At 66.5% G+C, this 19,055-nt stretch carries 16 protein-coding genes; 12 read left to right on the top strand and 4 right to left on the bottom strand.

Annotation, left to right across the window (positions count from 1 at the left end):
- Nucleotides 1–51: 51 nt before the first annotated feature.
- From C7I84_RS24225 to C7I84_RS24240, 4 genes are read left to right on the top strand one after another with little or no spacing between them, the layout of a single operon-like run.
- A complete protein-coding gene (locus tag C7I84_RS24225; protein WP_106774847.1) occupies nucleotides 52–801 on the top strand; it encodes a glucose 1-dehydrogenase in 750 nt (249 codons plus the stop codon).
- 9 nt (nucleotides 802–810) lie between these two features.
- A complete protein-coding gene (locus C7I84_RS24230; protein ID WP_106774798.1) occupies nucleotides 811–2,031 on the top strand; it encodes an acyl-CoA dehydrogenase family protein in 1,221 nt (406 codons plus the stop codon).
- Nucleotides 2,024–3,619: an AMP-binding protein gene (locus tag C7I84_RS24235; RefSeq protein ID WP_106774799.1), complete on the top strand. Its 1,596-nt coding sequence runs from the start codon at nucleotides 2,024–2,026 to the stop codon at nucleotides 3,617–3,619. Before C7I84_RS24230 ends, C7I84_RS24235 begins: the two co-directional genes overlap by 8 nt.
- A 38-nt stretch (nucleotides 3,620–3,657) precedes the next feature.
- A complete protein-coding gene (locus C7I84_RS24240) occupies nucleotides 3,658–4,692 on the top strand; it encodes a phosphotransferase family protein (protein ID WP_106774800.1) in 1,035 nt (344 codons plus the stop codon).
- A gap of 20 nt (nucleotides 4,693–4,712) precedes the next feature.
- Here C7I84_RS24240 and C7I84_RS24245 read toward each other — a convergent pair whose 3' ends face one another.
- The gene (locus C7I84_RS24245; RefSeq protein WP_106774801.1) at nucleotides 4,713–5,078 is read right to left on the bottom strand and encodes a hypothetical protein; all 366 of its coding nucleotides are present in this window, start codon (nucleotides 5,076–5,078) and stop codon (nucleotides 4,713–4,715) included.
- Nucleotides 5,075–5,377, bottom strand: a complete 303-nt coding sequence (locus C7I84_RS24250; protein WP_106774802.1) for a hypothetical protein — start codon at nucleotides 5,375–5,377, stop codon at nucleotides 5,075–5,077. The genes C7I84_RS24245 and C7I84_RS24250 overlap by 4 nt, the downstream gene beginning before the upstream one ends.
- A 335-nt stretch (nucleotides 5,378–5,712) precedes the next feature.
- Between C7I84_RS24250 and C7I84_RS24255 the strand changes: the two genes are divergently transcribed.
- From C7I84_RS24255 to C7I84_RS24280, 6 genes are all read left to right on the top strand, one after another.
- Complete coding sequence (locus tag C7I84_RS24255) at nucleotides 5,713–7,098, top strand: aminotransferase (RefSeq protein ID WP_106774803.1); 1,386 nt, start codon at nucleotides 5,713–5,715, stop codon at nucleotides 7,096–7,098.
- 41 nt (nucleotides 7,099–7,139) lie between these two features.
- On the top strand, nucleotides 7,140–8,630 hold the full coding sequence (locus C7I84_RS24260) for an aldehyde dehydrogenase (protein WP_106774804.1): 1,491 nt from the start codon (nucleotides 7,140–7,142) through the stop codon (nucleotides 8,628–8,630).
- 56 nt (nucleotides 8,631–8,686) lie between these two features.
- Nucleotides 8,687–10,336, top strand: a complete 1,650-nt coding sequence (locus C7I84_RS24265) for a class I adenylate-forming enzyme family protein (protein WP_106774805.1) — start codon at nucleotides 8,687–8,689, stop codon at nucleotides 10,334–10,336.
- Between the two features lie 4 nt (nucleotides 10,337–10,340).
- Nucleotides 10,341–11,936 (top strand): phytoene desaturase family protein, encoded by a 1,596-nt coding sequence (locus C7I84_RS24270; RefSeq protein ID WP_106774806.1) that lies wholly within the window; start codon nucleotides 10,341–10,343, stop codon nucleotides 11,934–11,936.
- Nucleotides 11,937–11,939: 3 nt separating this feature from the next.
- Nucleotides 11,940–12,803 carry an amidohydrolase family protein gene (locus C7I84_RS24275; RefSeq protein WP_106774807.1) on the top strand — a complete coding sequence of 288 codons (864 nt, stop codon included), beginning with the start codon at nucleotides 11,940–11,942 and terminating at the stop codon, nucleotides 12,801–12,803.
- Between the two features lie 141 nt (nucleotides 12,804–12,944).
- Nucleotides 12,945–13,589, top strand: a complete 645-nt coding sequence (locus C7I84_RS24280) for a TetR family transcriptional regulator C-terminal domain-containing protein (protein WP_106774808.1) — start codon at nucleotides 12,945–12,947, stop codon at nucleotides 13,587–13,589.
- Nucleotides 13,590–13,598: 9 nt separating this feature from the next.
- Here C7I84_RS24280 and C7I84_RS24285 read toward each other — a convergent pair whose 3' ends face one another.
- Both C7I84_RS24285 and C7I84_RS24290 read right to left on the bottom strand, forming a co-directional pair.
- A complete protein-coding gene (locus C7I84_RS24285) occupies nucleotides 13,599–14,630 on the bottom strand; it encodes a histone deacetylase family protein (RefSeq protein ID WP_106774809.1) in 1,032 nt (343 codons plus the stop codon).
- A gap of 52 nt (nucleotides 14,631–14,682) precedes the next feature.
- Nucleotides 14,683–16,122: an amidase gene (locus tag C7I84_RS24290; protein ID WP_106774810.1), complete on the bottom strand. Its 1,440-nt coding sequence runs from the start codon at nucleotides 16,120–16,122 to the stop codon at nucleotides 14,683–14,685.
- A gap of 190 nt (nucleotides 16,123–16,312) precedes the next feature.
- On the opposite strand from C7I84_RS24290, the gene C7I84_RS24295 reads away from it, so the two are divergent.
- A complete protein-coding gene (locus tag C7I84_RS24295; RefSeq protein WP_106774811.1) occupies nucleotides 16,313–17,923 on the top strand; it encodes an ABC transporter substrate-binding protein in 1,611 nt (536 codons plus the stop codon).
- A 161-nt stretch (nucleotides 17,924–18,084) separates the two neighbouring features.
- Nucleotides 18,085–19,050, top strand: coding sequence for an ABC transporter permease (locus tag C7I84_RS24300; protein WP_425351393.1), 966 nt, complete (start codon nucleotides 18,085–18,087; stop codon nucleotides 19,048–19,050).
- Nucleotides 19,051–19,055 lie beyond the last annotated feature (5 nt).

Raw genomic sequence — 19,055 nt, forward strand, 5'->3', positions numbered from 1 at the left:
CACCTTTCCATCGGCGGGCGGCCTGATGCCGGCCTGCGCTGGGAGGCGAGCATGACGAACGACCTTTCGGGCAAATCCGCCCTGGTGACCGGCGCCTCCGGCGGGCTGGGACTGCATTTCGCGCGGCTGCTGGCGGCGCAGGGCGCGGCGGTCGCGCTTGCGGCCCGCCGTATCGATGCGCTGGAGAAGGTCTGCGCCGATATCCACGAGGCCGGCGGGACGGCTCGCGCGATTGCGCTCGACGTCGCCGATGCCGGCAGCGTCGCCGCTGCCTTCGCCGGCGCCGAGCCGTTCGACATCGTCGTCAACAATGCCGGCGTCAGCGGCGCCGGCCGGGCGCTGGAGCTCAGCGAGGAGGCGTGGGACGCCGTCTTCGACGTCAACCTGAAGGGCGCGTTCCTGGTCGCAAAACATGCGGCGGCGGCCATGAAGGCAGCGGGGCGCGGCGGCGCGATCGTCAACGTCGCGTCCATTGCCGGGCTGCGCGTCGCCGGCGACCTCTCCGCCTATTCGGCGTCGAAAGCGGGGCTGGTCCAGCTGACCAAGGCGCTGGCGCTGGAATGGGCGCGCTTCGGCATCCGCGTCAACGCGCTCTGCCCGGGCTATGTCGAGACAGACATCAACCGCGACTTCTTCGCGACGCCGGCCGGCGAGGCGATGATCAGGCGTATACCGCAGCGGCGGCTGGGCCGGCCGGAAGACCTCGACGGCCCGCTGCTGCTGCTCGCCTCCGACGCCGGGGGCTACATGACGGGTGCGGTGGTCGCCGTCGACGGCGGCCATCTGCTGTCCTCGCTTTAGGAGCGGATCATGGATTTTCGCATTCCGGCTCGCGTCGAGGATTTCCGTACGCGCATCGCCGCCTTCGTCGACGAGCACATCCTGCCGCTGGAGGCGGACCCGTCCGCCTATGACGGGCACGGCAACATCGCGCTGCCCGTACTGGAGCCGCTGCGCGAAAAAGCGCGGGCGCAAGGCCTGTGGTGCCTGCAGCTCAAGCCGGAAAGCGGCGGACAGGGGCTCGGCAAGGTCGGCATGGCGGTCTGCTACGAGGCGATGAACCGCTCGATCTTCGGGCCGGTGGTGTTCAATTCGGCCGCGCCCGACGACGGCAACATGATGGTGCTGGAGGCGCTGGGCACGCCCGGGCAGAAGGAGAAGTGGCTGAAGCCGATCGTCGACGGCCATGTGCGCTCCTCCATCGCCATGACCGAGCCGCATCCCGGCGGCGGCTCGGACCCCTCCATGATCCGCACCAGGGCGGAGAAGCGCGGCGGCGGCTATGTCGTGACCGGCCGAAAATGGTTCATCACCGGGGCAGAGGGGGCGAGCCATTTCATCCTGATCGCGCGCACCTCCGACGATGCGCGCCACGGCCTCACCGCCTTCCTCTATCACAAGGACCAGCCGGGCTGGCGCATCGTCCGCCGCATCGGGATCATGGGGCCGGAGGAGCACGGCGGCCATTGCGAGCTGGAGTTTGACGGGCTGGAGATCCCCGAGGAGAACATCCTCGGCGGGCTGGCCCGCGGGATGAAGGTCACGCAGGTGCGGCTCGGGCCGGCGCGGCTGACGCACTGCATGCGCTGGCTGGGCCTTTCCAAGCGCTGCGTCGAGATCGCCCGGGAATACGCCGCCGAGCGCAGCGGCTTCGGCGTCCGGCTGGCCGAGCGCGAAAGCGTGCAGATGATGCTGGGGGATCTCGCCATGCGCATCGAGATCGGCCGGCTGCTGGTGATGAAGGCCGCCTGGGAGCTCGACCGCGGCGGCTTCGCCCGCAAGGAGGTGTCGATGGCCAAGGTGCATGTCGCCAACCTGCTGCACGACGCGGCCGACGTCGGCATCCAGATCAACGGCGCGCGCGGTTACTCCAAGGACACCGTGCTCGAATGGATCTACCGCTACGCCCGCCAGGCGCGGCTGGTAGACGGCGCCGACGAGGTCCACAAGATGGTGCTGAACCGCCAGCTTGCCGAGGAGGGCGCCGACTTCTGGTCATGGCCGGTCGAAGGGGAGGGGTCCGGTGCGTAGCGAGCCGCATCTGACGCCGCGCGCCGCCAACTTCCGGCCGCTTTCGCCCGCCGATTTCCTGGTGCGTGCCGTCGAGGCGCATGGCGGGCGCACCGCGGTGATCTGGCGGGAGCGGCGCTGGACCTATCGCGGCTTCGCCGGGATCGCGGCACGGCTTTCGGCCTGGCTGACCGGCGAAGGGATCGGGCAGGGCGACGTCGTCTCGTTCATGTGCGTCAACCGGCCCGAGATGCTCGCAGCCCACTATGCCGTGCCGGCGATCGGGGCCGTGCTGAACAGCATCAACACCCGGCTCGACGCCGACACGGTCGCCTACATCCTCGGCCATTGCGAAAGCCGCGTGCTGGTCGCCGACGCGTCCTGCGCCGTCGTTGCCCGCGATGCCGGCCGTCGCGCCGGGGTACGCGTCGTGCTGCTTGCCGATGCCGGCGCCGACGATGCCGAGACGCTGGACCTGCTGACCGACGACGGCGAGGCGCAGAACTTCGCCGTCACCGGCGTGACCGACGAATGGCAGCCGCTCTGCATCAACTACACCTCCGGCACCACCGGCCGGCCGAAGGGCGCGGTCTACCATCATCGCGGTGCCTATCTGAACGCGCTGGGCAACGTCACGGCGCTCGGTTTCACCCGGCACAGCGTTTACCTGTGGACGTTGCCGATGTTCCACTGCAACGGCTGGTGCCACACCTGGGCGGTGACGGCGGCGGGCGGCGTCCATGTCTGCCTGGACAAGGTCGAGCCCGGCCTGATCTTCCGGGCGATCGAGGCGGAAGGGGTGACGCATTTCGCCTGCGCGCCGGTGGTGCTCTACATGCTGCTTTACCACCCTGACCGCGCGCTGCGCCGGCCGGATAGGCGGGTGCTGGTCGGCACCGGCGGTGCAGCGCCGACCGCGACCCTGATCGAGCAGCTCGACGCGCTCGGCATCGACATCGTCCATCTCTACGGCCTCACCGAATCCTACGGGCCGGCGACGCTGTGCACGCTGTCCGACGCCCTGGAAGACGCGCCGGCCGGCGACAAGGCGGCCTTCCTCGCCCGCCAGGGTGTCAGCCATGCGACGGCGAACCGCGTCCGCGTCGTCGACGCGGAAGGCACCGACGTCGCTGCCGACGGCACGTCGATGGGCGAGATCGTGCTTGCCGGCAATACGCTGATGGCCGGCTACTACCGCGACGCCGCGGCGACCGAATCCGCCTTCGCCGGCGGCTGGTTCCACACCGGCGACCTCGCCGTGCGCCACGCCGACGGCGCCATCGAGCTCAAGGACCGCTCCAAGGACATCATCATTTCCGGCGGCGAGAACATTTCCAGCCTCGAGGTGGAAAGCGTGCTGCACCGGCATCCGGCCGTGCTGCTCGCCGCCGTGGTCGCGGCGGCCGATCCGAAATGGGGCGAGGTGCCGTGCGCCTTCCTCGAGCTGAAGCCGGACGCGCAGGTCGATCCCGATGAACTGCGCCTGTTCTGCCGCGAAAGGCTGGCGGGCTTCAAGGTGCCGCGCCGCTTCGTCTTCGGCGAATTGCCGAAAACGGCGACGGGAAAGATCCAGAAATTCGTGCTGCGCGATCGGGCGGCGGCATCCTGATCGGCGACGGAGAATACCTGCGGTGAACGGGGACGGTCTTGGACAAGATTGACTTCGATCCGGCGGCGCTTTCGCGCTTCCTGGCGGCGGAGCTCGGCGGGGACGGCGCGCTCGGGCTGGAGCGCATCGGCGGCGGCCAGTCCAACCCGACCTATTTCGTCGATTTCGCCGAACGGCGCATGGTGCTGCGCAAGCAGCCGTCGGGGCCGATCCTGCGCGGCGCGCACGCCGTCGACCGCGAGTTCCGTGTGTTGTCGGCGCTTGCCGGGACCGACGTGCCGGTGCCCGCGCCGATCCTCTTCCATGCCGAGGCGGAGCCGCTGGGAACCCCGTTCTATCTGATGGAGCGGGTGGAAGGCCGCGTCTTCCACGACGCGGCTCTGCCCGGTTGCACGCCGAAGGAGCGCGAGGCTCTCTATCGCGCCATGGCCGGGACGTTGGCGAAGCTGCACGCCGTGCGGCCCGACGCAGTCGGCCTGTCGGATTTCGGGCGACCCGGCAATTATTTCGAGCGCCAGCTCGCGCGCTGGAGCGGGCAGTGGCGGGACTCGCCGACCAAGAACATTCCGGACCTCGACGAACTCTCGGACTGGCTGGCCGGCAACCTGCCGCCGGACGACGGCCAGGTGTCGATCGCCCATGGCGACTTCCGGCTCGGCAATTTGATGTTTCATCCGGCGCAGCCGCGCGTCGTGGCGATCCTCGACTGGGAATTGTCGACGCTCGGCCATCCGCTCGCCGACCTCGGCTTCTGCTGCATGCCGTGGAACACGGCGCCGGACGAATATGGCGGCATACTGGGCCTCGACCGCGCCGCCCTGGGCATTCCCGAGCAGACGACGTTCGTCGGGCATTATTTCGCCAATGCCGTGCCGACGGCGGCGCTGAAACCCTTTCACGTCGCCTTTGCGCTGTTCCGCTTCGCCGTGATCTTTGTCGGCATCACCGACCGCGCCCGCCAGGGCAATGCGTCCGGCGAAGGAGCCGCCCGCCTCGCGCCGCTCGCGGCACGGTTCGCGCGACGGGGGCTGGATGTTGCGATGGGCGCCGGCCGGGCGACAGGCGAGGCTTGAAGCGGGGAGCGAAGGTCGAGCTATCGTGAAATCAGCAGGGACGCGCGCTGGCGAGTGTCCTGGATGTTCCGCTGTGGCTGCTCGGTCGCTGTCGGTGACGGTTCGCCCGATTTTCCTTTTTGCTCATCGACGAGGCTTAGCTCATCGGCAAGACGCCGGATTTGATCTCCGAGATTTCGGAAGTCCTCCGAAAGAGCCGTTTCCGAGGTTTTATCGCCCTCAGCTGTCGCAGCTTGGCGATCTCGGTAGGCTCTGAACCGAGCGTCCAAATTCTCTCGATCGACGCGGAGTCTGTCCACGCGCTTCTCGAACTTCCACAGACCGATGCCCGCCCAGGCGACAACTGCGACCACACCTGCGGCAAGCACGAGGACATCCGGCGTCATGTGCCTAATCCTTTCTCAAGCGCACGTCGTCCAAACATATGTAGGGCAAATGCCCCAGCGAGGCAAACGGCTACGGCAAAGGCAAGATCCAGTGCAGTGAGCATCACCACGTTGCTGATCCGGTAGAGAAAGCCGATCATGGGCGTGAACACGCCGATAGTGATGAGGCCGGTAGAGGCGCGATCCCAGGAGGCGGCGACATATTTGCTATGCTCCTTGGTATACTCGCCCTCGCGGCGCAGACGCTCCGCTTCTGCCGCGAGGATCTCCGCCTCGAGCTTGTCGTCGTCTCCTGCCATCCCAGGCCGCCCCTCCAGTCCCCAGCCGTTACATAATCCGTAGGGGAGCGGCTTGGCCAGAGCGTTGATCGTCTACGACCTCCGAGGCCAGTTCCTGGATTGCCGACCCGGACGCCCGATACGTAGCATCCGTGTAAAATTTTGATTGATCAAGCAATCAATTTATTGACAGCCAAGGTACCCCGAAGCAATATGCCGGCCGATCAGGCCAGCTCGTTTCCGGTCGCGAATGAAGCCCATCTTGCGTTTTCGCGCGAACGCCCGGTCTGCGCCTAACTATATGAAAAACAGCATTTTATTCGTGCGGCGCACGAACACGTACGAAGGGCGGAATCATGGATGGGGCACAAGTCGGCGCGCTGGAGCGGGAGATGGACGCGCGCCGTCATCTCCTGTCGCCGGCGGAGGAAATGGCCAAGCTTGGCTCCACAAGCCGCCCGCTTCTGGCCTACGGCGAGGGCATCCATGTGGTCGGAACGAACGGCCGCAGGCTGATCGACGGACCGGCCGGCATGTGGTGCACGCAGATCGGCTACGCCCGCAGGGAAATCGCGGATGCGATGTCCGAGCAGGCGCTGCGGCTTTCCTACAATTCGCCCTGGTACACCGTTAATTCGCCGGCCGCGGAACTCTCGGCGCGGATCGCGGCGATGACGCCGGGCGACCTCGACCGGGTCTTCTTCACCACCGGCGGATCGACCGCCGTCGACACGGCGCTCAGGTTCACCGAGTTCTTCAACAACGTGCTCGGCCGGCCCCTGAAGAAGCGCATCATCGTGCGCAAGGACGGCTATCACGGCAGCACCAGCCTGACGGCCGCCTGCTCGGGCCGCGAGGGCAATTGGCCCAATTTCGATATCCGGCAGGACCGGATCGCCTTCATCTCCAGTCCCAACATGCGGCTGGCCGAAGGCCGGTCCGAGGCCGAGTTCCTTGACTTTCTCGTCGACGAGTTCAGCAGCAAGCTCGCCGAGCTCGGGCCGGACACGGTGGCGGCGTTCCTCGCCGAGCCGCTGCAGGCCTCCGGCGGCGTCATCATCCCGCCGACCGGCTATCACGCCCGCATCAAGGCGATCTGCGAGGCGAACGACATCGTCTACATCTCGGACGAGGTGGTCACCGCCTTCGGCCGCTGCGGCGAATGGTTCGCGTCGGAAAAAGTGTTCGGCGTGGTGCCCGACATCATCACCTTCGCCAAGGGCGTCACCTCCGGCTACGTGCCGCTCGGCGGGCTGGCGATCTCCGAACGGCTGCTGGCGCGCGTCAGCGGCGACAACGCCCGGGGCAGCTCCTTCACCAACGGCTATACCTATACCGGCCATCCGGTGAGCTGCGCCGCGGCGCTGGCCAACATCAAGGTCATTGAAGGAGAAGGCATCCTCGAGCACGTTCGCGACGTGTCCGGCTATTTCGCCGAGGCGCTGAACAGCCTGTCGGGCCTGCCGCTGGTCGCCGACGTGCGGGCGAGCGGGCTGGTCGGCTGCGTGGAATGCCTCGCCGATACGGAACGCGCGGTCGCCGGCGACCTGGACCGCAGGCTCGGCGCGCGCATCGATGCCATCTGCTTCGACCTCGGCCTCATCGTCCGGCCGATCGGCCATATGTGCGTACTGTCGCCGCCGCTGATCATCACGCGCGCGCAGATCGACGAGATGGTCGCCATCCTGAGGCAGGGCATCCTGCGGGCGGCCGACGAGCTTGCGCGCGGTGAGATTTTCTAGGCCGCGGGCAGCGCGGCATCCGGGAACCAAGGAGAGCGGCAATGACGATAACGACGACCGATTGGCATCAGAAGGCGAAGGCCGCACGGCTTCCGTCGCGCCCGTTCATCGACGGCGGCTTTGTCGATGCGAGAACCAGCGAGACGTTCGACTGCATTTTCCCGGGCGACGGCCGGCTGGTTGCCAGGGTGGCCTCCTGCGGCGAGGCCGACGTGGATGCAGCGGTCCGCTCGGCGCGCGTGGCCTTCGAAGCCGGCGTCTGGTCGCGCATGCCGCCGGTCGAGCGCAAGAAGGTGCTCATGCGCTTCTCCGAGCTCATTCTCGCCAACCGCGAGGAGCTGGCGCTGCTGGAGACGCTGAATGTCGGCAAGCCGATCGCCAACAGCTTCAACGGCGACGTGCCGAGCGCGGCGAACTGCATCGCCTGGTATGCCGAGGCGATCGACAAGGTCTTTGGCGAGGTGGCGGCGACGGCGCACGACATGACGACGCTGGTCGTGCGCGAGCCGCTGGGCGTGGTCGCCGCCGTCGTGCCGTGGAATTATCCGCTGTCGATGGCGGCCTGGAAGCTCGGCCCGGCGCTCGCCACCGGCAATTCGGTGGTGCTGAAGCCCGCCGAACAGTCACCGTTCACGGCGCTGAGGATCGCCGAAATCGCGATCGAGGCGGGCATCCCCAAGGGCGTGCTCAACGTCGTCCCGGGGCTAGGCCACATAGCCGGCAAGGCGCTCGGCCTGCACATGGACGTCGATTGCGTCGGCTTCACCGGCTCGACCGAGGTCGGCGCCTATTTCATGCAGTATTCCGGCCAGTCCAACATCAAGCGCATCGGCCTCGAGCTGGGCGGAAAATCGCCGCAGGTGGTGCTGGCCGATTGCGACGATCTCGATCTGGCCGCGCAGACGATCGCCGCCGGCATCTTCGCCAATGCCGGTCAGGTCTGCAATGCCGGCTCGCGCCTGATCGTCGAGGACAGGATCAAGGACAAGCTTCTTGAGAAGATCATGGCGCACGCAGCGGCGCTGACTCCGGGCGATCCGCTCGATCCCACGACCAAGCTCGGCTCGCTGGTCACCGAGGAGCAGATGACGCGGGTGCTCGGCTATATCGACGCCGGGCGCGCCGACGGCGCCAGTGTGGTGGCCGGCGGCCGCCGCGTCAGACAGGAGAGCGGCGGCTTCTACGTCGAGCCGACCGTGTTCGATTCCGTCGCCAATTCCATGAAGATCGCGCGGGAAGAGATATTCGGGCCGGTGCTCTCGACCATCACGGTGCGCGATTTCGACGAGGCGATGACGGTTGCCAACGACACCATCTACGGCCTCGCCGCCGGCGTCTGGACGGGCAGCGTGAAGAACGCCCACCGCGCCGCCAAGGCGATCAGGGCAGGCGTCGTCTGGGTCAACTGCTTCGACCGCGGCCTGTTCTCCGTGCCGTTCGGCGGCTTCAAGCAGTCCGGCTTCGGCCGCGACAAGTCGCTGCACGCGATGGACAAATACTCCGACCTCAAGGCGATCTGGTTCGCCCACTGAGCAGAAAGCCTCCCGCCGCGGCGGGAGGCCTTTCCATATCCGGCACGGAGCGGAAGATGGGCAAGAGGCAGGAGGTGCTGGCGACGCCGGTGCCCGACTATGCGGAGCGGCGGCGGTTGATCGAGGCGGAGCCGCTGCCCGAGAACATCGGCGCTCTGATCGACGCGGCGGCGGCGGAGGCCGGCGACGCGCTGCTGTGGGATTTCTTCGAATCCGGCGAGACGATCACCTATGAGGGCATGCGGCGCGGCGTCAACGGGCTGGCGGCCGAGCTGCTGGCCGCGGGCATTACCAAGGGCACGCATGTCGGCGTCATGCTGCCGAACATCGCGGCCATGCCGCTCACCTGGCTCGCCATCGGCCGCATCGGCGCGGTGATGGCGCCGATCAACGTCAGCTATCGCGAGCGCGAGCTGGCGCATGTGGTCGACCTGGCGGAGCTCACCTGGATCGTCGCCCACAGGGACTGCCTGCCGGTGATTTTTGCCGCCCGCGACAGCGGCCAGATCGACATTGCACTCTCCCACATAATCGTGGTCGGCGGCGCCGAGCCGGGCATGATCGCGTGGGAGGAGTTGGCTTCGCGGCCGCGCGAGGTCTTCGCTTCGCCGGAGCCGGTCGGCCATGACGACCTGCTCAACATCCAGTTCACCTCGGGCACCAGCGGCTTCCCGAAGGGCTGCATGCTGACGCAGCGCTACTGGATCGGCGCCGGCAAGGTGAACGCGTTGCGCGACGGCCGAGACTACCGGCGCATCCTCGCCTCGACGCCGTTCTTCTACATGGACCCGCAATGGCTGCTGCTGATGACCATCTTTCAGCGCGGCACGCTCTACGTCGCCGCGCGGCAGAGCACCAGCCGTTTCATGGAGTGGGTGCGGCGCTACCGCATCCAGTTCTGCCTGCTGCCCTGGGTACTGCACAACCAGCCCGACCATCCGGACGATGCCGACAACGAGATCATCCGCTCCAACGTCTACGGCGTGCCGCGCGACCTGCATGCGAAGTTGGAGGCCCGCTACGACCTCAACGCCCGCGAGGCGTTCGGCATGACCGAACTCGGACCGGCGATGTTCATGCCGATCGAGCGCAGCGACATGGTGGGGTCCGGCTCCTGCGGCGTGCCTTGCCCCTTCCGGGAATGCAGGATCGTCGACGACGAGGGCCGCGCGCTCGCCGCCGGCGAGACCGGCGAGCTGCTGGTGCGCGGGCCGGGCATCATGCTCGGCTACTACAACAATCCCGAGGCGACGGCCGAGGTATTCACCGACGGCTGGTTCCGCACTGGCGACCTGTTTCGCACGGACCGCGACGGCAATTTTTACATCGTCGGCCGCAAGAAGGACATGATCCGCCGCAGCGCCGAAAACATCGCCGCTCGCGAGGTCGAGTCGGTGCTGAACGCCATCGCGCTCGTCGCCGAGGCCGCGGTGATCGGCGTGCCCGACGCGCTGCGCGGCGAGGAGGTCAAGGCCTACGTCAAGCTCAAGGACGGTTTCGGCCGCTCCGACGAGACGGTCCGCGCCATCATCGCCGGGGCGGGGCAGGGGCTGGCGCCGTTCAAGGTGCCGCGCTTCTACGCCTTCGTCGAAGAGTTCCCGCGCACGGCATCGCTGAAGATCGCCAAGCCGCAGCTTTCCGCCGGCATGGCGGACCTGCGCGCCGGAAGCTTCGACCGTGTCGAGAACCGTTGGATCCAGGGATGAGCGCATGAGCCGGCACTATGACGCGATCATTGTCGGCGGCGGCCACAACGGCCTGGTCTGCGGCGCCTATCTGGCGCGGGCCGGGGTAAAGGTGTGCGTGCTTGAGCGGCGCCATCTGACCGGCGGCGCCGCCGTCACGGAAGAAGTCTGGCCGGGATACAAGGTCTCCACGGCTTCCTACGTCATGGGGCTGATGCAGCCGAAGGTGATTCTCGACCTCGAGCTGCCGAAATATGGCTTCGAGGTCATTCCATCGGCGCCGAGCGTCTTTCCGCTGGAGGGCGGCCGCTATTTCACCATGTGGGGCGACCCGGAAAAATTCCGCGCCGAGATCGCCAGGTTTTCGGCACGCGACGCGGCCGCCTATCCGGCCTATCGCGAGCACATGCTGGGGCTGGCGCCCTTCATGAAGCAGCTCATCTTCGAGATCCCGGTCGATCCCGGCAGCGGCAAGCTCGCCGACGTCGGCCGGCTCGCCGCTTTCGCCTGGCGATTCCGAAAGATCGGCAGCCGCTTCTACGACATCTACAATTTGCTGACGCTGAGCGCCTACGACTATCTCGGCCGCTGGTTCGAAGCCGACGAGGTCAAGCTGGTGCTGGGCTTCTTCGCCGGCGGCGGCGGGGCGAACTCCAGCCTCAAGACGCCGGGATCGGCCTATATGCTCGCCAGGGGCATCGTGCGCGACAACACCACCGCCGCCGGTCCGTCGGGCTTCGTGAAAGGCGGCATGGGCGCGATCTCCGATGCCATCCGCCGGTCCGGCGAAGCGCATGGCATGGAGGTCCGCACCGGCGCCGAGGTCAAGAGAATCCTGAGCACGTCCGGCGTCGCGCGCGGCGTCAGGCTGGGGGGCGGAGAGGAGCTTTTCGCAAAGATCGTGGTTTCCAACGCCAATGCCAGGACGACCTTCCTGAAGCTGCTGGATGGCGCCGTCCTGCCGGAGGAATTTCTGCGCGACATACGCGCGATGCGCACCGAATCCACGGTCTTCCGCGTCAATCTGGCGCTGGACGGCCTGCCCGAATGCCCATCCTTCCCGGCGGCGGAGATCGGCTTCGACTATCCGATCCAGCTCACCATCGCCCCCAGCCTGGACTACATGGAGGAGGCGCATCGCCAGTCGTGCCAGGGCGGCATGGCGGAAAGCCCGTTCCTGATCGTCAAGGTGCCGACGCTGGCCGATCCGTCGCTGGCGCCGCGGGGGCATCATGTGATGACGGTCTTCGGCGGGCATGCGCCATACACACTGGCGGAGGGCAGCTGGGACGAACGGCGCGACGAGCTTTACGCCAGGGTCCTGTGGGTGCTGGAGGGCCAGTTCCCGCAGATCCGCAGGCATATCCTCCATCACCAGGTGCTGACCCCGCTCGACCTGGAGCGGATCTTCGACCTGCCCAACGGCCATGTGCATCACGGCGAGATCAGCGCCGACCAGATGTTCTTCCGCCGCCCTGCCGCGCATTTTTCCGATTACCGCAGCCCGGTGGCGCATCTCTACCAGTGCGGGGCCTCGACGCATCCGGGCGGCGGCGTCACCGGCATGCCGGGACACAACGCCGCAAGGGTCATCCTCGCCGACCGCAAGCGCTGGAGCTGAGGAATGCTGATCGACTTCTCCAGCCGCCCGCCGGCACCCGGCTTCAACCCGCCGGCGCCGCATCTGCAGAACTACCGGCGCGTCTATGCGGCGAGCGAACGCCGATCGGCCGAAAGCAGCGCGGCGGCGGATGTGGAGGCTTATCTTGCGACCTACGAGGCGCTGGGCGCGCGTCATGTGGTGCTGAAGGCGCGCGACGTGGAGACGACCTTCGGCTTTCGGATCGCCAACGAGACGGTGGCCGACTTCTGCCGTGCCCACGGCCCGCGCTATCTCGGCTTCGCCGGCGTCGACCCGCACAAGGGCAAGGCGGCGGTCGACGAATTCGACCACGCCGTCCGCAATCTCGGGCTGCGCGGGCTCAACCTGCAATGCTTCGAACTGAAGCTGCGGCCGAACGATCCCTTGCTCCATCCGCTCTACGAAAAGGCGCTGGAGCTCGACGTGCCGGTGAACATCCACTGCGGCATCAACTTCTCGGCGGCGACGCCGATGTCCTATGGCCGGCCGGAATATCTGGACGAGGTGATGGTCGCGTTTCCGGGGCTGCGGGTCTGTGCCTCGCCGCCGGGCTGGCCGTGGGTCACGGAGCTGATCGGCGTGTGCTGGCGCCATCCCACGCTCTATATCGGCGTGCTTGCGGTGCGGCCGAAGCTGCTGGCAAAGCCGCATTCGGGTTATGAGCCGCTGCTGCAATACGGCCGCACCATCTTGCAGGACAAGATGATCTTCGGGTCGAGTTTTCCGATGATGCCGGCCGCCGCGGCTGTCGAAGAGCTGAAGGCCTTGCCGATGGAAGACGCGGTCAAGCGCAAATGGCTGCACGACAATGCCGCGCGGTTTCTCAACCTGGGCGATCCGGTATGAGAACGCGTCCGGACATGGCAACCCGGCTCGATTGACATTCCTCCGGTATCGACACAGAGGTTTTCTGCTGCCGCTCATCCTACGGTTGCCTGCCCTTCCGGCAGCCGTTCATAAGAAACCCTCGATGGAACCTCGTTTCGCATGGGCCGAACCGCGCTGAAGCAGAAAGCGAAGGGACGCAACGGCGCTGCCCTGACCCGCGAGGACCAGGTGGCGGAGCGCCGCCAGAGCCTGCTGGACGCCGCCGTGGCGGTGATCGCGCGCGAGGGACTGGTGGGGATCACGATCCGCAGCATCGCGGCCGAGGCCGGATGTAGCTACGGCGTCGTTTCCTTCCACTTCAACTCGAAGGAAGGCATCATCCTCGCCGCGCTCGACTACACGGTCGAGGAGTATGAGCAGGCGCTCAAGCTCGACGCCGGCACGCCGGCCGCGCGCCTCAAGACCATGATCGAGAGCGATTTCGGCGGCAAGGTCGCGAGCGCCCGGCGGCTGGCGTTCTGGCTCGCCTTCTGGGCCGAGTCCGTGCGCGTGCCCAGCTACCGCAAGCGCTGCGCCGAACTGAAGGCGCGCTACAACGCCTATGCCGAGGCCGATGTCGCCGCGCTCGCCGAGGCGCGGGGCGTGAAGGTGGACGCGGGACAGGTGGCACGCTCGCTCAACGCCATGATCGACGGTTTCTGGATCGCCAACCTGGTCATGGACAATGCCGGCCCGGCCGGACAGGCGGCGGCCAAGCAAGCATGCTTCGCCTTCCTGCGCGCCATCTTTCCAGAGGATTTCTGACGCGCTTGCTCAGCGCGCGGCCTCGAAGCCGGTGAGCACGTTGACGGCGTTGACGCCGATGTCCTCGACCGCATAGCCGCCCTCCATCACGAACAGGGTCGGGATGCCGAGGCTGGCGATTGTCCGGCCCATCGTGGTGAAATCGGCGTTGACCAGGCGAAAACGCGAGATCGGGTCGCCGCCGAACGTGTCGACACCGAGCGAGACGACCAGCGCCTCTGCCCCGAAGCCGGCGATCCGGGCAAGCGCTTCGGCAAGCGCCGGAGCGTAGGTCGCGTAGTCCGAGCCCCAGGCCAGCGGTATGTTGAGGTTGAAGCCGGCGCCTTCGCCTTCGCCGGTCTCGTCGGCATAGCCGCTGTAATAGGGATACTCGTGTTGCGGATCGGCATGGATCGAGACCGTCAGCACGTCGGCGCGATCGTGGAAAATGTCCTGCGTGCCGTTTCCATGATGGTAGTCGACGTCGAGCACCGCGACCTTGTCGAGACCGCGGTCGAGCCAAGCCTGTGCGGCGATCGCCGCGTTGTTGAGGAAGCAGTAGCCGCCGAAATAGTCGCGGCCCGCATGATGGCCGGGCGGGCGGCACAGGGCGAAGGCGCATTTGTCCGCTCCTGCCGCGATCTCCATGGCCGTGAGCGCGGTGTCGGCGCCGGCGGTTGCCGCCGTCCAGGTGCCGGCCATGATCGGGCTCGACAGGTCGATGCAATAGCGGCCGAGTTCCGCGCCCGGACGGTTCGTCCGCACCCGCGACGAACGCGGCGGCGGCCAGGCGTTGGGGAAGGCGTCGATCGGCCCGTTCTCGGTCGACCACGTCTCCCAGGCAGTAGCGAGGAACGTGACGAAGTCGCGGTCATGCACCTTGAGGATCGGATCGGTCCCGAAACTCTTCGGCTCGATCACAGGCCCCAGGGAAACGGCGTTGACCCGCTCCAGGACGAGCTCCGCCCGGCGCGGCATCTCGAAGCTCGGCACCTTCCTGCCGCGGATGAATTCCGCTTCGGCGTTCTGCAGGACATGGTGCGGGGAGTGGACGGTTTTCATCGCAGGACATCACATTGGAGAGCGGGACGAGGCGTCACCGCAGGCTGCGTTTTCAGGCGGCGGCGGGAATGCGCGGCCGCGCTTCGGGCCGGGTGAACCATCCGCCGACCGCCGTCTCGAAAGCAAGGCCGGCGCGGAAGACATCCGCATCGCTGTATGTCTTGCCGACGATCTGGATGCCGGTGGGGACCCCGTTGGCGGCGTGGCCGGACGGCACGCTGAGCACCGGGCAGCGGCTCAGCATGTTGAAGGGATAGGTCATGATCCAGCCATAGCGTGGATCGACGGGCTTGCCGTTGATCGTCAGCCCGTTGTCTGGATCATGCTCCGCGCCGACCGCCGGCAACGCCAGCGTCGGGCAGACGAAGACGTCGAAATCTTCCATCAGCGGTCCGAAGGTCGAGTACATCGCGCCGGCCGTGTAGAGCGAGGCCAGGAAATCCCGTGGCGCGACCGTCTGCGATGCCTCGGCGAAGGCCCTGCCATATTTGGTCAGCATCGCGGCCCGCTCGTCGAGATATTCGGCCACCCAGGCCCCGAAGATCGTGCGCAGATAGTCGTCGGCCGCCTTCTCGGTCTGTTTCGTCCAGCCGATATCGACCTCCACCACCTCGGCGCCGAGGGAGCGGAAGATTTCGAGAGCCGCAAGCGTGTTGCGGCGGACGTCGTCGTCGACCTCGTAATAGCCGAGGTCGAGCGAGTAGGCGATCTTCCAGCCGCGGATGCCGCGGCGATCGACGGGGAGTTTCAGTTTCGGCTTCAGCGAGGCGATGTCGTTGGGATGCGGTCCGCACATGACGTTCTGCATCAGCAGGCAATCCTCCACCGAGCGCGCCATCGGGCCGGGGTGGTTGTAGAAATCGAGGTTGAACGGGGGCGTCGCCGGGTTGCGACCGTAGGGCGGCTTGAAGCCGACGAGACCGCAGGCGGACGCCGGTATGCGGATCGAGCCGCCGATGTCGGAGCCCGTCGCCAGGCTGGCCATGCCGCCCGCCAGGGCCGCGCCAGATCCGCCGGAGGAGCCGCCGGGGGTATAGTCGAGGTTCCACGGATTGCGGGTCACGCCCCATAGACGCGAATGGGTGAAGCCCTCCGACGAGAATTCGGGCGTGGTGGTGCGCCCGTGCACGACGGCGCCGGCATCGATCAGCCGCTGCACCACGGGTGTCGTCGTCTGCGCGACGTTGTCCTTGTAGATCAGCGACCCGAACGTCGTCACCTTGCCGGCGATGGTGTTCTCGTCCTTGATTCCCGTCGGCAGCCCTTCCAGGGGGCGAAGGTCGGCGGCATCAGCCGCATAGCGGGCCTCCGCCTTGCGCGCTTCCTCCATCGCTTCCTCTGCATAGACGAAGCAGACGGCGTTGATGCTGTCCTTGGTCTCTTCGATCCGCCGCAACTGCGCCTGGAGCAGTTCGACCGGCGAAAGCGTACGGCTCCTGAAACGGCGCAACGCTTCCGCGGCGGGCAGATAGCAGAGATCGAGATCGGACATGGAAGGGCCTGACGTGAGAGGTGTATGGAAATCAGCAAAAAATGATTGATCGGTCAATCAAAAATTGTTTGACAAACGATGCTTCGGGTGCCTAGCTTGCGGAACAAAGATGGCAGCCAAAAGCCATTCCGCCGGACGCTCGCATGAGTCCGCCGGCCGCCGGAGCCGGCCACCAAAATGGGGAACCAACATGTCGGATGCTCGACTGCGTGAAATGCAATTCTGGGCCGAAAGATTGCGCAAGGGCGGGATTTCGCGCCGCGAGTTCCTCGGCCGGGCGGCGGCGCTCGCGGCGGCTGCTGGCGTCGGCTCGAGCCTCACGCCCTCGCTCCTGCATGCCGAGGAGCCGAAGCAGGGCGGCTACGCGCGGTTCGGCATGTCGGATGCCTCGCAGCAGGACACGCTCGATCCCGGCACCTGGCCGGCAAGCTTCGCGCAGGCGGCCTTCAACGGCTCGCTCTGCAACAACCTGACCGAGATCGCCGCCGACGGCAGCATCATCGGCGATCTCGCCGAAAGCTTCGAGCCCGCCGACGGCGCCAGGAAGTGGATCTTCAAGATCCGCAACGGCATCACCTTCCATGACGGCAAGAGCCTGACGGTGAAGGACATCCAGGAATCCTTCCACCACCACATGGGCGACGCCTCGTCTTCCGGCGCCAAGTCGCTGCTGTCGCAGGTGGAGACGATCGAGGCGGACGGTCCGAACACGGTCGTCTTCAACCTGAAGTCCGGAACGGCGGATTTTCCCTACCTCGTCGCCGACTACCACCTGTCGATCATGCCGGCCAAGGAGGGCGGCGGCATCGACTGGCAGCGCGGCGTCGGCACCGGCAGCTTCATCCTGGAGAATTTCGAGCCGGGCATTGCCGTCAAGATGAAGCGCAACCCGAACTATCACAAGGACAACAAGCCCCACTTCGACGAGGTCGAGTTCGTCGCCATCATGGATGCGACGGCCCGCCTCAACGCCTTCATCACCGGCGAGGTGGAGTTCATCGGCGATCTCGACGTCAACAACATCGCACTGATCGAGCGCAATTCAGACCTGGCGGTCGGCCGCATCCCGAGCCTGCGCCATTTCACCTTCGACATGGACACCTCGACGGCGCCTTTCGACAACCCCGACGTGCGCATGGCATTGAAATACGCGCTCGACCGCGACGACGTCATCCGCAAGGTGTTCCGCGGCGAGGCGATCAAGGGCAACGACACGCCGGTCGCCTCCGAGATGCCGTTCTACTTCGATCCGCAACCGCAGCATGACTACGACGTCGACAAGGCCAAGGCGTACCTGGCCAAGGCCGGCCTGTCGTCCCTCGACATCGATCTTTCGGTTTCCGAGGCCGCCTTCCCCGGAGCAATCGCTGCGGCCGTGCTCTACAAGGAGCATGCCGCCAAGGCCGGCATCAACATCAACGTCGTCCGCGAGGCCGACGACGGCTATTGGGAGAACGTGTGGCTGAAGAAGCCCTTCAACGGCTGCGACTGGTATGGCCGCGCCACCTGCGACTGGCTGTTCTCGACGGCCTATGCCGCCGACGCCTCCTGGAACAACACCCACTGGAAGAACCCGCGCTTCAACGAGTTGCTCATCGCCGCGCGTTCCGAGACCGACCAGGAGCAGCGCGCCAGCCAGTATCGCGAGATGCAGCAGATCATTCACGACGACGGCGGCGTCATCACCGTGGCGTTCGTGAACTGGATTGTCGGCATTTCGAAGAAGATCGGCCACGGCGAGATCGGCGGCATCTTCCCGTGCGACAACCTGCGCATGACGGAACGCTGGTGGATGGCCTGACCATTGCGCGCCGGGCGGCGTTGACGGATGCCGCTCGAAATGGTCCCGACATCGTCGCCCACGCGGCGAGCCGGACCTGCGGTGTGCCGGCGCCGGCTCGGGCGTAGCGTGCCGGACGGACAGGCCGTCCTGGAATCAGAGCAATGACGGGGACATCGATATTGGCTTCAGGGTCCCATCCGATCCTCAACATGACGGTGCAGCGGCTGGGTCTCGGCCTGCTGAGCCTGGCGATCGTCTCGGCGATCATCTTCACGGCGGTCAGCTTCCTGCCGGGCGACTTCGCCACCGCCATTCTCGGGCGCTCGGCAACGCCGGAAACGGTCGCCGCCTTCCAGCAGAAGCTCGGCCTGGACAAGCCATGGCCGCAACGCTACGTCGACTGGCTCGGCGGCGCGCTGGTCGGCGATTTCGGCGATTCCTTCTCGTCGCGGCTGGTCAGCACCGTCATCGGGCCGCGGCTGGCGAACACCCTGGCGCTGGCGGCGACCACGGCGGTCATCGCCGTGCCGCTGGCGGTCTTCCTCGGCATCGTCTGTGCGCGCTATCGCAACAAGCCGGTCGACCGTTTCCTCAGCTCGGCGACGCTCGCCTCAATCTCGCTGCCCGAATTCTTCATCGCCTATGTGCTGATGCTGGTGCTGGCGACAAAACTTCACATCTTCCCGTCGCTGTCCAGCATCCGCCCCGGCATGGGCCTTGGCGAGCATCTCTACCGCATGGCGCTGCCGATCATGACGCTGCTGTTCGTGACGCTGGCGCACATGATGCGCAACACGCGCGCCGCGCTCATCGGTGTGATGTCAAGACCCTATATCGAGATGGCGCGGCTGAAGGGCGAGCCGGAGATGCGGATCGTACTGCGTCATGCCCTGCCCAATGCGATCGGGCCGATCGCCAGCGTCATCGCCATCAACCTCGCCTACCTGATCGCCGGCGTCGTCGTGGTGGAGGTGGTGTTCGTCTATCCCGGCATCGGCCAGACCATGGTGGATGCCGTGCGCAACCGCGACGTGCCCGTCGTCCAGGCCTGCGCCCTGATCTTCTCGGCCGCCTACATCGTTCTGAACCTGATCGCCGACATCATATCGATCGTCAGCAATCCCCGACTGCTGCATCCGCGGTGAGGCCG

This window comes from Kumtagia ephedrae (assembly GCF_003012745.1).
GTDB lineage: Bacteria > Pseudomonadota > Alphaproteobacteria > Rhizobiales > Rhizobiaceae > Kumtagia > Kumtagia ephedrae.

What these genes read in the sequence shown, in the direction of transcription:
- C7I84_RS24265 (WP_106774805.1), top strand. Translation starts at nt 8,687, where the DNA reads ATGGGCAAGAGGCAGGAGGTGCTGGCGACGCCGGTGCCCGACTATGCG.
- C7I84_RS24250 (WP_106774802.1), bottom strand. Translation starts at nt 5,377, where the DNA reads ATGGCAGGAGACGACGACAAGCTCGAGGCGGAGATCCTCGCGGCAGAA.
- C7I84_RS24285 (WP_106774809.1), bottom strand. Translation starts at nt 14,630, where the DNA reads ATGAAAACCGTCCACTCCCCGCACCATGTCCTGCAGAACGCCGAAGCG.
- C7I84_RS24255 (WP_106774803.1), top strand. Translation starts at nt 5,713, where the DNA reads ATGGATGGGGCACAAGTCGGCGCGCTGGAGCGGGAGATGGACGCGCGC.
- C7I84_RS24295 (WP_106774811.1), top strand. Translation starts at nt 16,313, where the DNA reads ATGTCGGATGCTCGACTGCGTGAAATGCAATTCTGGGCCGAAAGATTG.
- C7I84_RS24245 (WP_106774801.1), bottom strand. Translation starts at nt 5,078, where the DNA reads ATGACGCCGGATGTCCTCGTGCTTGCCGCAGGTGTGGTCGCAGTTGTC.
- C7I84_RS24270 (WP_106774806.1), top strand. Translation starts at nt 10,341, where the DNA reads ATGAGCCGGCACTATGACGCGATCATTGTCGGCGGCGGCCACAACGGC.
- C7I84_RS24290 (WP_106774810.1), bottom strand. Translation starts at nt 16,122, where the DNA reads ATGTCCGATCTCGATCTCTGCTATCTGCCCGCCGCGGAAGCGTTGCGC.
- C7I84_RS24275 (WP_106774807.1), top strand. Translation starts at nt 11,940, where the DNA reads ATGCTGATCGACTTCTCCAGCCGCCCGCCGGCACCCGGCTTCAACCCG.
- C7I84_RS24225 (WP_106774847.1), top strand. Translation starts at nt 52, where the DNA reads ATGACGAACGACCTTTCGGGCAAATCCGCCCTGGTGACCGGCGCCTCC.
- C7I84_RS24280 (WP_106774808.1), top strand. Translation starts at nt 12,945, where the DNA reads ATGGGCCGAACCGCGCTGAAGCAGAAAGCGAAGGGACGCAACGGCGCT.
- C7I84_RS24230 (WP_106774798.1), top strand. Translation starts at nt 811, where the DNA reads ATGGATTTTCGCATTCCGGCTCGCGTCGAGGATTTCCGTACGCGCATC.
- C7I84_RS24260 (WP_106774804.1), top strand. Translation starts at nt 7,140, where the DNA reads ATGACGATAACGACGACCGATTGGCATCAGAAGGCGAAGGCCGCACGG.